The organism is Ruegeria sp. HKCCD8929, from assembly GCF_013031405.1.
Classification (GTDB): Bacteria; Pseudomonadota; Alphaproteobacteria; order Rhodobacterales; family Rhodobacteraceae; genus Ruegeria.
Map to the genome: position 1 here is coordinate 82295 of NZ_WPZY01000012.1, position 15070 is coordinate 97364.

A 15070-nucleotide genomic window follows, 5' to 3' on the forward strand; every position below is an offset into this window, starting at 1 on the left:
GATGGCGATAGGGTACTGAGTTCCAACTCTTTCGCAAGACGGGAAACCGCCAGAGGAAACAGGCCGTAAATTGGTGCACCGTGGTTGAGAAAAACAGGGTTGGTCATGTCTTGTTGGCCACTGAATTCAGAGGATGGGCATGACGCTAGTTGAGTGGTTCAAGCTGCTGTGGCCAGTTGGAGTCACACTGGTGGTTTTTGGCGTGCGCCTCGAGGTGGGCCAGGTGCTCAACAAGCACCGATGGAAGACCGTCGAGAAAGAGATCGAGCGCAACAGCGCCGAAACTGAGAAGGACGTCAACGCCCTTCACGCCCGTATTTCCCGGCATGAGGCCCAGACCAACAGCACCCTTTCGGAGATCCGGAACGACATTAAGACGCTGCTGGCGAGGGGCATATAGGCGAGTTAACCGCGGCTAAAATTCAGCTTCGCCCCCGCAACGGGATTACTTTAGCCTCTGAGCCCGTGACGAATTCCGCCCATTTCTGCATGAGGATGTGCCGCTTATCCAGCAGATCTGAGCGGGCATATGATCGCTCGACTTTGTTGCCGATCACATGCGCAAGCGCAGTTTCCGCGACATCGTAGCTGGCGGCGTCGGTGTCCTGCACCCATGAGCGAAACGAAGTGCGGAACCCATGCGGGCGGCCTTTCTCTCCCAATTTTCCAAGTATTTTTATCTGAGCCTGAACCGTGATGCAGCCCTTTCTTGGACTCGGAAAGAGGTGGTCGGAAACCGCATCGGCCTTACACTCTTCAAGCAACCGTAGGGCCTCGTCTGATAGGGGAACACGGAAGTCGGAAACCTTGCCGCGCTGTCCCTTCATTCGATCTGCCGGGATAGTCCACACATCCCCGTCAAATTCATCGAAGCGGGCGCCGCGCACACCGTCACCTCGTGCGGCTGTAAGGATCGCCCAACGAAGCGACCGATGAACCGGTGTGGGTTTGTGCAACCTGGCGTATAGATCCGGGATATCCTGCCATGGTGTGGCAACGATAGGTGTGACAACTTGATCATAGTGCCCGAGCATGTGTCGGGCGGCATCAACCGTGAAAGGGTCGACCTCGTATCCCATCAGCTTCGCTTGATGGAATATCTTTCTTGTCCGATACAGCGCCTTATCGGCTGTCTCGTGTTTGGTTTTCCAGATAGGTGCTATGGCATCGCGGATGTCTGTCTGATGAATTTCGGAAAGACGTTTGCGCCCGATTTTCGGTATCACATGCACTTTGACCGGTGAGAGCCATCGTCCTCTTGTGCCATCACCTCGGAGACCGCCCCGGATGGCTTCAAATACCGCTACGGCCATGTCTTCGAACAAGGGATCATCCTTGGCCAGTTGTGTCAGTTCATCGGCGCGCACACGCTCGCGCTCGCTGATCGGATCTTTGCCGCCTTGCAGAATGTGCTGCCAATAACCCCGCTGTTTGCGGGCCTCTGCCAGTGATACCTCGGGGTAGCTGCCCAGACCCATTTCCCGCCGCCGCTTTGCGAATGAGTAGCGGTATATCCACTTTCCGCCGGCACCTTTTTTGGTCAATCGGAGCCCGCCGCCGTCTTCGAGCTTCCCGTCTGGCGCATTCTTTATCGCCACCGCCGTTAGTTTGTTGATGCCGCCTGCCATTCCTAGCCCCCCAGATGGCCCCCCAGAAAGTGGGGGGCTGTGTTGCGCCCGCTTGAGGCGGATTGAGACACTTATCGCTTTATATCGCTGTATTTAAAGGGCTAATTGGACGGGATGCAACGGCCTGAAACGCCGGTAACGTGCACTTCACCCGCACCATTCGATCCTTGATGCTCAGAGTGCCGTTTGTCTTGCGTAGTTTGCGGTCGCAGACCTGCGTGACGGGCCGGTCGTCCGGGGTGCAGTTTCCCCGGTCAAGCGGCATTCAGTTCAATGCGCAGCCTCACAACTTCACCGGGATTTTCGGTGTATCGGTTTTCGCCTAAGCGGAGAGTCGCTGGTGTTCGCGCGGATTGGCGAAACATTGCCGATTGGGGGCGCAAAATTGCATAACGAGTATTTGCTCTGCGCACAGTTCGGCAGGCAGAATTCGTTTGGGCCTTGCAGATGGCTTCTGCGAAAGCAATCCAAATGCCTAATAAAAAAGCATATTCGACATTAAGACTCAGAAATCCCTGTGGCTGAATTGCAATGATTGCCCAACATGGCGGGGTGACCTCTGGAACCGCGCCGGCTCACGCACAAGTGAGCATTACCGGAAACCTGAACTGTTCATGGTGAAGCAAATGACTTCCAATCTGAAAATTACCACTGCTGTTGCGCTTCTCGCCGCCAGCACCGCAAGCCCGGCGGCGGCAGAGTTGAAATATGAGAATAACTCGGGGGGCTATGTCCTGATTTACGGGCAGCTCAACCCGGCCATCATCTCGGTCGATGACGGGGAACAGACCGAGACCAATCTGCTGGACAACGACCTGTCCCGCAGCCGCGTCGGCCTGCGCCTGATGCAGCCTTTCGGCGCCAATGAGTTCGGGTTCCGTTTCGAGACGGGGCTGGGGTTGCCGAACTCGACCGAAGTTGACCAGAACGGATCCTTCTACAGCGGCTGGAGCAGGGAAGATCTGCGCCATGTCGATTTCTGGCTGGAAGGCGACTGGGGCCGGTTTTCGGCGGGTCAGGGCAGCATGGCGTCCGATGGCGCAGCCGAGGCCGACCTGTCCTATGTCGGAACGGCGCTCTATTCCTTCCTGGCAGACTCGAACAACAGCTTCATCTTCCGCGATCCGGCTGGTGTGCTGAGCGGTCCGACCGTGGGGGGGATCACCGACAGCTTTGACGGCTCGCGCCGCGCGCGTGTCCGCTATGACACGCCGGAATTCAGCGGGTTCACTGCCAGCGTCGCCTGGGGGCAGAACGTGCTGACTTCGGGCGATGACCGCGACTATTACGACGCCGCGCTGCGTTACGCCAATGAGTTCGGCGGTGCCGACTTCTCGGCGGCTGTCGGCTATCAGGTACGCGATGATGACGGCACCAAGCGCTCGGATGTTGTAGGGTCGGCCTCGGTCCTGCTGCAGAGCGGGCTCAGCTTCACCGTGGCGGGCGGCTCTCGCGACGATGATGCGGCGGGTGCCAGCGACCCCAGCTACTACTATGCAAAGGTGGGGTATGAGGGCGACTGGTTCTCGTTCGGCAAGACGGGTGTGGGCGTGCATTACTATGACGGTTCGGACTTCAACCTGGATGGTTCGTCCACCACGGGCTGGGGCGTCGGCGCGGTGCAGAAGGTCGAGAGCATCAATACCGATGTCTACTTGACCTACCAGGAATACGAGTACGAGGATTCCGTCGCCAACTATCAGGATCTGAGCACCTGGGTGCTGGGCGCCAAGTGGCAGTTCTGATCAGCTGCCGCGCCTGAATATCGCGATCTTTAGCGCGCTCCGGCCGATGCCGGGGCGCGTTTTTCCTTGCCCGGAGTTCAAATGCTGTTGCAGGCCGCGCAATGCCCCTTGCACCGGCGGGTCAGGGCAAATAGAAGGCGTCAAATTTGCTTTGGCGCGCCGCCCGGCGCGCCCCGAATCCTATGGGGAACACGAGATGCAGGTCACCGAGACGCTGAACGAAGGTCTGAAACGCGGCTACAACATCGTCGTCACTGCTGCCGAGCTGGACGATAAGGTCAACGAGAAGCTGACCGAGGCGCAGCCGGACATCGAAATGAAGGGGTTCCGCAAAGGCAAAGTACCGATGGCCTTGCTGAAAAAGCAGTTCGGCCAGCGCCTGCTTGGCGAAGCGATGCAGGAGAGCATCGACGGTGCCATGAACAAGCATTTCGAGGACAGCGGTGAGCGTCCGGCGCTGCAGCCCGAGGTCAAGATGACCAACGAGGACTGGAAAGAAGGCGACGACGTGCATGTCGAGATGGCCTATGAGGCGCTGCCCGAAATCCCCGAGGTCGATCTGAAGTCGATTGAGCTGGAAAAGCTGGTGGTCAAGGCAGACGATGCTGCCGTGGACGAGGCGCTTGGCAATCTGGCCGAAACCGCGCAGGACTTCAAAGCGCGCCGCAAGGGCTCGAAAGCGAAAGACGGCGATCAGGTGGTGATGGATTTCGTCGGCAAGGTCGACGGTGAGGCATTTGACGGTGGCTCGGCCGAGGATTACCCGCTGGTTCTGGGCTCGAACAGCTTCATCCCCGGCTTCGAAGAGCAACTGGTCGGCGTCAAGGTCGAGGAAGAGAAAGAAGTCACCGTGACCTTCCCCGAGGAATATCAGGCCGAGAATCTGGCGGGCAAAGAGGCCGTGTTCACCTGCACCATCAAAGAGGTGAAGGAACCGGTTGCCGCCGAGATCAATGACGAGTTGGCTCAGAAATTCGGGGCCGAGGATCTGGCCGCGCTCAAGACCCAGATCTCGGAGCGTCTGGAAGCCGAATATGCCGGTGCTGCCCGTGCGGTGATGAAGCGCGGCCTGCTGGACGTGCTGGACGAGAAGGTCTCGTTCGACCTGCCACCGTCGCTGGTGGACGCCGAGGCCAAGCAGATCGCGCATCAGCTGTGGCACGAGGAAAACCCGGATGTGGAAGGCCACGACCACGATCCGATCGAGCCCACTGACGAGCACACCAAGCTGGCCGAGCGCCGCGTGCGTCTGGGCTTGTTGCTGGCCGAGCTGGGCCAGAAGGCCGAGGTTGAGGTCACCGATGCCGAGATGACCCAGTCGATCATGCAACAGGCCCGCCAGTATCCGGGTCAGGAGCGTCAGTTCTTCGAGTTCATCCAGAAGAACGCGCAGATGCAGCAGCAGCTGCGGGCGCCGCTCTTCGAAGACAAGGTCGTGGATTACGTGTTCGAACTGGCTCAGGTTAGCGACAAGGAAGTCGGCAAGGAAGACCTGCAAAAGGCCGTTGACGCGCTGGAAGAGGAATAATCCTCTTCCCCCTTCATTCTTTTCCGTCCGTAGAAACGGGCAATAAAAAAGCGGAGCCGTCTGTAATGCGACGGCTCCGCTATTTTGCTTTTGTCCTCACGAGGTGAGGGGGTCAGGCCTCATGAGCAAAAGCACGGGGGGTCTGGAGTAGTGTTTGTCTCTGTTCGGGCGTGAACGTGTCGGACAGGGCCTCGATCAGGTCCAGGACTGCCTGAACCTCATTCTCAGTCTGTGCCGCGCGCATCTGCTCGACAAAGTACGTTTCAAGTGTGCTGAGGGGTTTGTGGTCCCGGTTTGCCGGGCTCATTTGGGTTACGTCCACCTGTGCGGGGGCGTTTCTGCTCTCAAATAATTCCAATGCTTCGTTCTCGTCCAAGAATACGTCGTGGGTGATGCCTGCAAATTCACGGACCCGGTTGATGCGTTCCTCGCTGCAATCCAGCAGCGCGGCCAAGGCGTTCACCTTGCCCATGGGCACCTCGTTGCCCACGTAATCGTAGGGCGCGTTGTTCGAGCGCTTCAGCACCCGATTCATCACTGGGTCGATGACCGTAATGATGTCTTTGATACCGGCGCTGCGTGCGAATTCGAGCGAGCCGATCATGAGTTCGCAAGTGGCGTAGGATACCGAGTTGCGGTCCTTGCCGCGGTTCAGCCGTTGAGTGTCGACGCAGAACCGGGTGGATTCCCAGACGCTGACGCTGCGGATCGGTGGTTCTCCACACAGGATATCCGAGAAGACGTCTGACAACATGTGAGGGCCGGTGGTCTGCAAGGCGCGAACCGCTGCGACGACATTCCCCCCATCGTCCAGGCTCACGACATATACAGGATCCAGGTGGTCGAACGCGTCGATTTCCTTGCCATCTTCGATCTGAACTTCCCAGCCGAGGCGATCCCCAAACACCCTGGCACGAAGCTCAAACATCTCATCTAAGACACCGCGGAACACATGCTTGTTTAAAGCATCGATAACGATGATCATTTATATTTCCCCCTTCGAGTGGTTTGTAGTGAGCCAATCGTTACCCAACTCGACGGTCGAGACTATTGGGGATTTCCCGTAATTCTGTGATTTTCTGAAGGGAACGTAGGGTCAGCCCGGGAAGATAAGGCCGATTCCAATGGCTCTGCCGACCGCCTGGGGCGTTGTCAGAGCGTTTAGCTTCTCGCGGCTGGAACGCAAGTGCACTTCGACCGTGCGGTGCGAAATCGACAGAATATCGCCGATATCCTGCTGCGACTTACCTGCTGCAACCCATTGCAATATTTCAACCTCGCGGCTGGACAGGGTCGGGTGGTACAGGATCTGGTTCAGCGAGTCCGAGGTAATGACCGAGTCGTGGATGTGAACGGCCATGGACTGAAGATCGCCGATCACATGGCTGACGAGCTTCTTCCACTCTTCCCTCGAGCAATCGCGGGTGGCGCTGAGCAGGCCGACATCCCCGTACGGTCCGCGGACCGGGATGGTGATGCCCTGATCGCCAATGCCAAAGTCGTTGGCGTCGCGGAACACTTTCTGAAAATCGGGACTGCGCTCAAGCCGGCTCCAATCAACCGGAGCGATCGAACGCTGACTCATGTGAAGCGTCGGGTCGATCATCTGGAAACCTTGTTCCTGATAATGGTTCTTCCACCCATCATCATAGGTCACATGTCCATGAATGGACCCGGCCGCCGGGTTCAGCCCGGCATAAGCCGCATGGTCCATTTCGAACTTGTCGCACACCTGCTTGAGAAACTCAGTATACTGAGTTTCTGGCTGGGGAAGGGTGCTAAGATCAATGATTTCCATTTTGACTTTTTACCGACAACTTTGGCCACCAGCATGACATAATTGCGGCAACATGTTGCCAAAGCCACGTCGCGCGTGACATTTCCCTCACGTCAGGAAGAACAGCACACTTTTTCACCTGAGGCAAGTTAATGCTATGTCAGGTAAAAATGGCGACGGTTAGGGTTTCGTTTGCGTCACCGATTGTTTCATTGCCGAAGTGGCAGGCGAAAAAAAGCCCCGAGAATAGTATAAAGCCGCGCCCAAAAGCCCGGCCAGAGGGCTGTCAGAAGGTGCATTTTTCGGCCCCGTGCCAGAGAATTGTGGCGACAGACCGCTCGGGAAAACCGCATGATCAGCTGCGATTATAGCCGATTCCATTGGCCCGATTGAGGCCTCTTTTGTGGCGAGATTTCTATCATTTCTGACGGATGAAAATCCGGATGGCACGCCTTACGGTTTGACCAGCCCGGTCTCTACAAGCATCCCGCGCGCCTTGGCTTCGGGGTAGTAACCTTTGGCATACAGAAAGATCGCGCGGCTTTGGTCGCCGTCAGCCAGCAGCCAGGCGCCCCGCAGGTATTTGCCCGCAAACTCAAGATTGGTGTCGGCATCCAGCAGGCCCTCGGCATTGCCCTTGTAGCCCATCGAGCGGGCAGTGGCGGGCAATATCTGCAACAGGCCATAGTAGGGACGGTTGACCGCCCAGGGCCGGTGCGTGCTTTCGCGGATGGCCAGCTTGTGGACCAGTTCGCGGGGTAGCTCGTAATGGTCCGCCCATTTGTTGATGGATGCCCGAAGCTCCGGTGTTTCATTGGGATAAAGGGGCGGGTCGAACGGTTCACCCCGGCTGCTCAGACGCTCGCTTTTGGCGCTGCAGGCAGACAGCATTGTGGCGCAGAACAGGCCGATTGCGGTTCGACGGGTCACGTGAGTCATGGGGCACCTCCAACTGAACGGGCATCCTAACCGCAGGTTGCCGGAGTGAAAACCGGGCATGCGAAGCAATTTGCCGGAATTTGCCGACAACGCGACGGAGTGTCCGTGCCGTGGCACACGCAAACAAAAAAAGCCGCGCAGAATATCTGCGCGGCTTCTTGATCTTTGCGGGGCGCGAAATCAGGCCTTGGTTTCGTCGTCCTCGGCAGGCGCCTCTTCGGCGGGTGCCTCTTCAGCGCCTGCGGCCAGCTCTTCATCTTCCGCGGCAGCGGTACCGATGTCGTCGAACAATTCGGCGATCTCGAACTCGGCGGCAGCCTCTTCCTCGGCGGCCAGTTCCTGGATCGACTTGCCCGACGCCTGCAGTTCGGCTTCTTCTTCCGAGCGTGCAACGTTCAGTTTGATCTCGACCTCGACCTCGGGGTGCAGCTTGACGGCGACCGAGTGCAGACCCAGCTCCTTGATCGGCGCGATCAGGGCGATCTGTTTCTTGTCGACGGTGAACCCAGCCTCGGTTGCGGCAGCGGCGGCGTCACGCGGGGTGACCGAGCCGTAGAGCGATCCGGCATCCGATGCCGAGCGAATCACGATGAACTGTTCGCCATCGAGTTTCCCGGCCAGCGCTTCGGCTTCTGTCTTGGTTTCCAGGTTGCGCGCCTCAAGCTGCGCTTTCTGGGCCTCGAACGATGCCACATTTGCATCCGATGCGGTCAGCGCCTTGCCCTGGGGCAGCAGGAAGTTGCGGGCGTAGCCGGGCTTGACGTCGACGACGTCGCCCATCTGACCCAGTTTCGCAACGCGTTCCAGAAGGATAACTTGCATGATCAGTTCCTCCTTACTTCACGGCGTAGGGCAGCAGGGCGAGGAAGCGGGCGCGTTTGATGGCGCGGGCCAGTTCACGCTGCTTCTTCGCCGACACGGCGGTGATGCGCGAGGGGACGATCTTGCCACGCTCAGAGATGTAGCGTTGCAACAAACGGGTGTCCTTGTAATCGATCTTGGGCGCGTTCTCACCCGAGAACGGGCAGACCTTGCGGCGGCGGAAAAACGGTTTTGCAGCCATGGTTTAATGTCCTTTCGTCAGGCGTTGATCAACGGCGGTCGCGGCGCGAGTCACGCTCGTCACGCTTCTGCATCTGGATCGAGGGGCCCTCGGCGTGGCCATCGACCTTGATGGTCAGAACGCGCATGACGTCGTCGTGCAGGCGCATCAGGCGTTCCATTTCCTGAACGGCGCCGGCGGGGGCGTCGGTTTTCAGGAAGGCATAGTGGCCCTTGCGGTTCTTGTTGATCTTGTAGGCCATCGTCTTGACGCCCCAGTACTCGCTGTCGACGACTTGGCCGCCGTTGTCCGCGAGGACGGTGCCGAAATGTTCGACGAGGCTTTCCGCCTGCGCGTTGGACAGGTCCTGACGCGCGATCATGACATGCTCATAGAACGGCATGTGTTCTCCTGTTTATGTCGAGGCGCATTTCAAAGGCGGGGCCATTTTCCTTTCGCGACCCTGCCACGAGAGACTGCGCGGTTCATGAAACTTTGCGAAAGGATGGCCCCGTATACACGTCTGGTCGCCACGGGCAAGCCCTGATCGCCTGCCATCAAGGTGCCGTCCAATTTCCCCGACCCCGCCCAATTGCTGACGCTTTTCGGCTCAAGGTTGTGCATATCCCGGCAGAAGCCTGGACCAAAGAAAAACCTCGCATCAAGGGCGTAGAACGATGACCGCGATTGATACCAACCTCACACAGCAGCCGGAGCAGGCACCGGCGTATGATGACTCCGTACCTGTGATGATCACTTTCGCCACGAACTGGCGGGCGCGGGTTTTCATGTTCAGGGTCCTTGGTGCCGTATTGGTGCTGAGTGGCTTTGCCATGTGGCTGCTGCCCAGCGCGCTGGACGCCGCCGAAGTCGGTGTCTTCAAACTGGGTGCGTCGGCCCTGTTTGTCTTCGTCGGCATGGTGCTGTTGACCATGAAGCGGGTCACAAATCGCCCCGATGCCTATTTCGATCCGGTCCGCCGCGAGTTGCGGGTTCTGCAAAAGAACGAAAACGGCCGTCCCGAGACGGTCATGCGCCGCAGCTACGACACGCTGGGCAGCGCGCGGTTCTCGGACCGGCAGGTCGAGCTGTTCAACATCGATGGCAGCCTGCTGATGCGGTTGCCGGTTGAATCGAAAGAAGTTCTCCACGCGCTGAAAACCCAGTTGACCGGGGCGGTTGCCATTTCGGCCTGAACATCGGCGGTGTTCATCCAAGAACAGACCCTGTGAAGGAATGAGGGTTGCCTGCCGCCCCAAGGCGACACATCTTCAGACACTACGCGGCCGATAATCGGCCGCGTATCTGTAGATTCTTAGTGGAGCCCCTCTGATGAAGACCACCCTGCTTGCTGCTGCCCTGGCCACCGCCGCATCCGCCGCACTGGCCGCCCCCGAAAAATATGTCCTTGATTCAAGCCACAGTCAGGTTGTGTTCACCTACAACCATCTGGGCTTTTCCACTACAACCGGCATGTTCTCGGGCTTCGCGGGCGAGATCATGTTCGATCAGGAAGACCCCGCTGCTTCCAGCGTCAGCGTCTCGATGCCCGTGACGTCCATGTTGACCGGCTGGGAAAAGCGCGAAGAGCATTTCATGTCCGAGGACTTCTTTGGCGCCAGCGACGGCGATCTGGTGACCTTTACCTCGACCGGCATCGAAGTGACCGGCGAGAACACCGCCAAGATCACCGGCGATCTGTCGATGAACGGCGTGACCAAGGCGGTGGTGCTGGATGCCAAACTCAATCAGGCCGGTGAGCACCCGATGGCGGGCAAGCCATGGGCCGGGTTCGATGCAACCACCACGCTGTTGCGGTCGGATTTCAACGTGGGCAAGTTCGCGCCGTTCGTCGGTGATGAGGTCGAGTTGAAGATCTCGGTCGAGGCGATGAAAGCCGAAGAATAAGCCGGAGCCTTCAGACAGTTTGGACCGCCGGTTCCATTCGGGACCGGCGGTTTCGTTTGTGCCCTTGGGAAAGAAGCGCGCCGGGGGCACGCTGCCTCCGGCGGGGATATTTTTGAACAGAAGAAGGAGCGGGGCGCCGCGATCCGTTATTGGCTGCGGGTGGCGGTCAGGTTCATTGCGACCTTAACGGCGAATGCGAGCGAGCCTTCATCGGGCATCTTTGAGCCGATGCCGAAGTCGAGCCGTTGGAGTTCAAGTTCGCCCGTCACGTTTGCGGTGTCGCCCTCCATGTCGAGGGTGAAGGGAAGTGCGATATCCACCGTCTTGTCGCGGATGGTGAGCGGACCGCGGGCCTCGTACCCGGTGTCGGTCTTAACCAGTTCCGCATTGAAACTGGCGGTCGGGAAGGTCTCGGCATGGAAGAAATCGGCACCCAGGGCCTGCGCGGTAACCGATCCCAGCGAGAGCGAGCCGACCGATATGGTGACTTCGGCAGTGCCAGCAGGGCCGGGCTCGGCGGGGTCGTCGAACGTGATCGCGGCAGTCCAGTCCGCGAATTCACCGGTGACCGGGCTGCCCAATTGCATGACCGTGATGGCGAGCGATCCCTCTTGCACCTGCCAGTCCGACTGCACCTCTGCCAGTTCGGCCCCAGCGGGCGCTGAGGCGCCATGGGTGTCGAACGCACCCACCCAGGCGCCTGCGGTCAGGGCCACACCCCACAGCACCAGAGCGGCAACGATGGGCAGCCGGGCGTGATCCTGCGTTGGCGGTTCGGGGGCTTCGGTGCTGCCGGGCAACATCCGGCGCAGGGTGAAATCCCCATCGATCACGTGGTGCTTGACCGCACCGGCGATATGCAGCCCTACGGCGATCACCAACACCCACTGCAATACCCAGTGCAGCCCGGCGGTCACCGCAGCAATAGCGGGGCCTTTTGGCACGAACGGCAGGTCCTGGCCCAACGGCCACCAGATCGGCGCGAAACCTTCGGTCGCTGCATGGTGTATCCAGCCAGTCAGGGGCACCAGCACCAGCGAGCCATACAGCAGCCAGTGCACGGTTTCCGCGGCGAACGCCTCGGGCTTGTTCTCGGCGTTCAAAAGGCCCGGCTTGGTTTGGGTCAGGGTCCACAGGATACGGGCGAGCGCCACGAAGAAGATGGTCACGCCAATGGTCTTGTGCAGCGAGAACAAAAAGGCGGCGCGGGCGACCTCGGCCTCCGTCGGAGTATGGGAGGGATCGTTGACCGTGTGGGCCAGATCGCTGGCGATCCAACCCAGCGGAATCACCGTCAGGATGAGCAGGGCGGTGAGCCAGTGAAAGGTCTTGGTCACGCCGCCATAGCTGCGGGCGGTGTTCGAAAGGGCCATCGGGGCAAGCTCCTGTAATTCGGTTGCTCCAAACCTATCCGGCTTGTGGCGTGGAACAAGGGCGTCTGACGCACAGAATACGTGTCGGGATGCAGAGCTTGTGCCGCAGGCGCTGGCAGTTTACACCCCGCGTCAACTTTTGGATCACGCGAAGAGGCCGACATGACAACCGCATTCGTTTTTCCCGGGCAGGGTGCCCAGACCATCGGCATGGGCAAGGCGCTGGCCGAGGCTTATCCGGCGGCGCAGTCCGTGTTCGACGAGGTGGATGAGGCGCTGGGGGAAAAGCTGAGTGCGCTGATCTGGGATGGCGAGATCGAGGAACTGACGCTGACGCAGAACGCGCAACCGGCGCTGATGGCGACCTCGATGGCGGCGATGCGGGCGCTGGAGGCTGAGGGTGTTTCGGTTTCGAAAGCGGCGTTTGTGGCCGGGCACTCGCTGGGCGAGTATTCGGCGCTGGCCGCCGCCGGGGCGCTGTCGGTGGCTGACACCGCGCGCCTGTTGCGGACCCGCGGTCTGGCGATGCAGAGTGCGGTGCCGGTGGGTGAGGGCGCGATGGCGGCCATTCTGGGATTGGATCTGGATGCGGTTCGGGTCGTGGCCGAAGAGGCCGCGCAGGGTGAGGTCTGTCAGGCCGCCAATGACAATGATCCCACCCAGGTGGTGGTCTCGGGCGCCAAGGCAGCGGTTGAACGTGCGGCCGAGATTGCTAAGCAAAAGGGCGCCAAGCGCGCGGTGATGCTGCCGGTCAGCGCGCCGTTTCATTGCGCCCTGATGCAGCCCGCTGCCGATGCCATGGCCGAGGCGCTGGCCGGGGTGCAGATCAACACACCCGCCGTGCCGCTGGTCGCCAATGTCCGCGCCGAGGCGGTGACCGATCCGGACCTGATCCGGCAATTACTGGTGGAACAGGTCACCGGCTCGGTCCGCTGGCGCGAAAGCGTGCAGTACATGGCCGCCAAAGGCGTGACCGAGGCCTGGGAGATTGGCGCGGGCAAGGCGCTGTCGGGCATGATCCGCAAGATTGACCGAGACATCGGCTCCGAGGCGGTGGGCACGCCGGAGGACATACAGAAAATCACGCAGGAAGGCGCGTAAGCCTTCATGACAACACGAGGTCCGGGGCAATAACTCCGGGCGCAGAAAAGGGAACAGAGATGTTTGATTTGACCGGAAAGAACGCGCTTATTACCGGCGCCTCTGGCGGGATCGGCGGCGATATCGCCCGGGCGCTGCATGACGCCGGTGCGTCCGTCGGCCTGTCGGGCACGCGGGTCGAGCCGTTGCAGGCGCTGGCGGACGAGCTGGGTGAGCGCGCTCATGTATTACCCTGCAATCTCGGTGATAAGGAGGCGGTCGAGGCGCTGCCAAAACAGGCGGCCGAGGCCATGGGCTCGGTCGATATCCTGGTCAACAATGCGGGGATCACGCGGGACAACCTGTTCATGCGGATGTCGGACGACGAATGGCAGAGCGTGATCGACGTCAACATGACCGCGACCATGAAGCTGTGCAAAGGCGTCATTCGCGGGATGATGAAGGCCCGCTGGGGCCGGATCATCAACATCTCGTCCGTCGTGGGCGCCATCGGCAACCCCGGGCAGGCGAACTATGCGGCCTCCAAAGCCGGGATGGTGGGCTTTTCCAAGGCGTTGGCGCATGAGGTGGCGACGCGGGGAATCACCGTGAACGCCGTGGCGCCGGGCTTTATCACCACTGCGATGACCGAAAAGCTGACCGAAGAGCAGAAGGCTGGCCTGCTGAGCCAGGTCCCGGCGGGCCGGATGGGCGAGCCGGACGAGATCGCTGCTGCGGTGGTGTATCTTGCAAGCCCCGAGGCGGCCTATGTGACCGGCTCTACCTTGCATGTGAATGGCGGTATGGCCATGTTGTAGGCGCAATCGGGGGCAAATGGGAAAGCGTTTGCCTCTCGCGTCGACTGTGTTATAGGCGGCGCATGTTTGCGGAAACCGATCCGGGGGATCGGTTTTCACCTTCCCGGTCAGCCGGGACCCAAACCGCCCGGATCGGGCAAACCAAAGCCACCCCGAGCGGGCAAGGGCAGAACCGGGCAGAGCGCCCTGAAGGAATGAGGAATTGATATGAGCGACGTCGCAGATCGCGTGAAAAAGATCGTGGTTGAGCACCTGGGTGTCGAAGAGGACAAAGTGACCGAGAACGCGTCCTTCATCGACGATCTGGGCGCTGACAGCCTGGACACCGTGGAACTGGTGATGGCTTTTGAGGAAGAGTTCGGCATCGAAATCCCGGATGACGCAGCCGAAACCATCCAAACCTTCGGCGACGCCGTGAAATTCATCACCGAAGCTTCCTGAGTTTCGAGTGTGACCTTTTGGCGGCGCTTCCGGCCTTCGGAGGCGCCGTTTTTCTTTGCCCGCCTGAATAATTCTTGCACGGATACGGCTGTCTCTGCACTCTGGTTCTGAGGCAGAAGACAAAAAACGGGCAGGGCATGATCAGAACCATCCCGATGATCAATACCGCGCGGCTGACGCTTTGTGCGATGCGGCCCGAGGATTTCACGCGCTATGCCGAGATCTGGAGCAACCCTTGCGTGGTCCGGCATATCGGCAAGGAGCCACGCTCGCGAAGTGAGGCGTGGGATGCGTTCTTGCGCAATGCGGGCCATTGGCAGATGACCGGGTTCGGGCAATGGGCGGTGCTGCAGCAATCCGACCGCCAGATGATCGGGCAGGCGGGTTTCTTTTACACCCACAGGGCCTTGGGCGAGGATTTCGACCAGTTCCCCGAAGCCGGTTGGGTGCTGGCGCCCGAGGTGCAAGGGCAGGGGCTTGGCTATGAGGCGGCGCAGGCGGCCCATGACTGGTTCGACCGGATCATGCCGGGGCCCCTGGTGGCGCTGGTTGACGGCGAAAACACCGCGTCCCAGCGGCTGGCCGGTAAGCTGGGATACCATCTGCTGCGCGAGGCCGAATATGGCGGCAGCCCCGTGCATTTGTTTCGCCGTGACCGTCCGCCCGATCGGCGGTGAAACGCCTCAGGGATTTGCGCGCCGCAAATGGCGCAAACGATGCCGAAACTGGGTGATGAGCCCGATTCCCTCCGCGCTATGGTATGCTCGAATCCCGTGGCTTTGAGCGGAGGA

General features: G+C 60.0%; 17 protein-coding genes. 9 read left to right on the plus strand and 8 right to left on the minus strand.

Going from position 1 to position 15070, the window contains the following annotated elements:
• Positions 1 to 139 precede the first annotated feature (139 nt).
• The gene (locus GOX53_RS17815) at positions 140 to 400 is read left to right on the plus strand and encodes a hypothetical protein (protein ID WP_171178685.1); all 261 of its coding nucleotides are present in this window, start codon (positions 140 to 142) and stop codon (positions 398 to 400) included.
• A 22-nt stretch (positions 401 to 422) separates the two neighbouring features.
• Here GOX53_RS17815 and GOX53_RS17820 read toward each other — a convergent pair whose 3' ends face one another.
• The gene (locus GOX53_RS17820) at positions 423 to 1628 is read right to left on the minus strand and encodes a site-specific integrase (protein ID WP_171178687.1); all 1206 of its coding nucleotides are present in this window, start codon (positions 1626 to 1628) and stop codon (positions 423 to 425) included.
• A 626-nt stretch (positions 1629 to 2254) separates the two neighbouring features.
• Here GOX53_RS17820 and GOX53_RS17825 point away from each other — a divergent pair.
• Both GOX53_RS17825 and tig read left to right on the plus strand, forming a co-directional pair.
• Positions 2255 to 3373, plus strand: a complete 1119-nt coding sequence (locus GOX53_RS17825; RefSeq protein ID WP_171178689.1) for a porin — start codon at positions 2255 to 2257, stop codon at positions 3371 to 3373.
• A gap of 196 nt (positions 3374 to 3569) precedes the next feature.
• Entirely contained in the window at positions 3570 to 4901 is a 1332-nt protein-coding gene (gene tig, locus GOX53_RS17830) for a trigger factor (protein WP_171178691.1), read from the plus strand.
• Positions 4902 to 5013: 112 nt separating this feature from the next.
• Here tig and GOX53_RS17835 read toward each other — a convergent pair whose 3' ends face one another.
• The 6 genes from GOX53_RS17835 to rpsF form a co-directional block, all read right to left on the minus strand.
• A complete protein-coding gene (locus GOX53_RS17835; protein ID WP_171178693.1) occupies positions 5014 to 5886 on the minus strand; it encodes an acyl-homoserine-lactone synthase in 873 nt (290 codons plus the stop codon).
• 111 nt (positions 5887 to 5997) lie between these two features.
• On the minus strand, positions 5998 to 6699 hold the full coding sequence (locus GOX53_RS17840) for a LuxR family transcriptional regulator (protein WP_171178695.1): 702 nt from the start codon (positions 6697 to 6699) through the stop codon (positions 5998 to 6000).
• A 432-nt stretch (positions 6700 to 7131) separates the two neighbouring features.
• Positions 7132 to 7569: a lytic transglycosylase domain-containing protein gene (locus tag GOX53_RS17845; protein WP_254446617.1), complete on the minus strand. Its 438-nt coding sequence runs from the start codon at positions 7567 to 7569 to the stop codon at positions 7132 to 7134.
• A 228-nt stretch (positions 7570 to 7797) separates the two neighbouring features.
• Positions 7798 to 8439, minus strand: a complete 642-nt coding sequence (gene rplI, locus GOX53_RS17850) for a 50S ribosomal protein L9 (protein WP_171178699.1) — start codon at positions 8437 to 8439, stop codon at positions 7798 to 7800.
• Positions 8440 to 8452: 13 nt separating this feature from the next.
• Complete coding sequence (rpsR, locus tag GOX53_RS17855; protein WP_005608650.1) at positions 8453 to 8680, minus strand: 30S ribosomal protein S18; 228 nt, start codon at positions 8678 to 8680, stop codon at positions 8453 to 8455.
• A gap of 28 nt (positions 8681 to 8708) precedes the next feature.
• The gene (gene rpsF / locus GOX53_RS17860; RefSeq protein WP_171178701.1) at positions 8709 to 9062 is read right to left on the minus strand and encodes a 30S ribosomal protein S6; all 354 of its coding nucleotides are present in this window, start codon (positions 9060 to 9062) and stop codon (positions 8709 to 8711) included.
• Between the two features lie 274 nt (positions 9063 to 9336).
• Between rpsF and GOX53_RS17865 the strand changes: the two genes are divergently transcribed.
• Together GOX53_RS17865 and GOX53_RS17870 are read left to right on the plus strand one after the other, a co-directional pair.
• Positions 9337 to 9855 carry a hypothetical protein gene (locus tag GOX53_RS17865; protein ID WP_171178703.1) on the plus strand — a complete coding sequence of 173 codons (519 nt, stop codon included), beginning with the start codon at positions 9337 to 9339 and terminating at the stop codon, positions 9853 to 9855.
• A gap of 136 nt (positions 9856 to 9991) precedes the next feature.
• Positions 9992 to 10567: a YceI family protein gene (locus tag GOX53_RS17870; RefSeq protein WP_171178705.1), complete on the plus strand. Its 576-nt coding sequence runs from the start codon at positions 9992 to 9994 to the stop codon at positions 10565 to 10567.
• Between the two features lie 146 nt (positions 10568 to 10713).
• Here GOX53_RS17870 and GOX53_RS17875 read toward each other — a convergent pair whose 3' ends face one another.
• On the minus strand, positions 10714 to 11940 hold the full coding sequence (locus tag GOX53_RS17875) for a cytochrome b/b6 domain-containing protein (protein ID WP_171178707.1): 1227 nt from the start codon (positions 11938 to 11940) through the stop codon (positions 10714 to 10716).
• 162 nt (positions 11941 to 12102) lie between these two features.
• Here GOX53_RS17875 and fabD point away from each other — a divergent pair, with 162 nt between their 5' ends.
• The 4 genes from fabD to GOX53_RS17895 all read left to right on the plus strand — a co-directional run bounded on the left by fabD (position 12103) and on the right by GOX53_RS17895 (position 14956).
• Complete coding sequence (gene fabD, locus GOX53_RS17880) at positions 12103 to 13041, plus strand: ACP S-malonyltransferase (RefSeq protein WP_171178709.1); 939 nt, start codon at positions 12103 to 12105, stop codon at positions 13039 to 13041.
• Between the two features lie 59 nt (positions 13042 to 13100).
• Complete coding sequence (gene fabG, locus GOX53_RS17885) at positions 13101 to 13838, plus strand: 3-oxoacyl-[acyl-carrier-protein] reductase (protein WP_171178711.1); 738 nt, start codon at positions 13101 to 13103, stop codon at positions 13836 to 13838.
• 207 nt (positions 13839 to 14045) lie between these two features.
• Positions 14046 to 14279, plus strand: coding sequence for an acyl carrier protein (locus tag GOX53_RS17890; RefSeq protein WP_028091986.1), 234 nt, complete (start codon positions 14046 to 14048; stop codon positions 14277 to 14279).
• A 137-nt stretch (positions 14280 to 14416) separates the two neighbouring features.
• A complete protein-coding gene (locus GOX53_RS17895) occupies positions 14417 to 14956 on the plus strand; it encodes a GNAT family N-acetyltransferase (protein ID WP_171178713.1) in 540 nt (179 codons plus the stop codon).
• Positions 14957 to 15070: the final 114 nt, after the last annotated feature.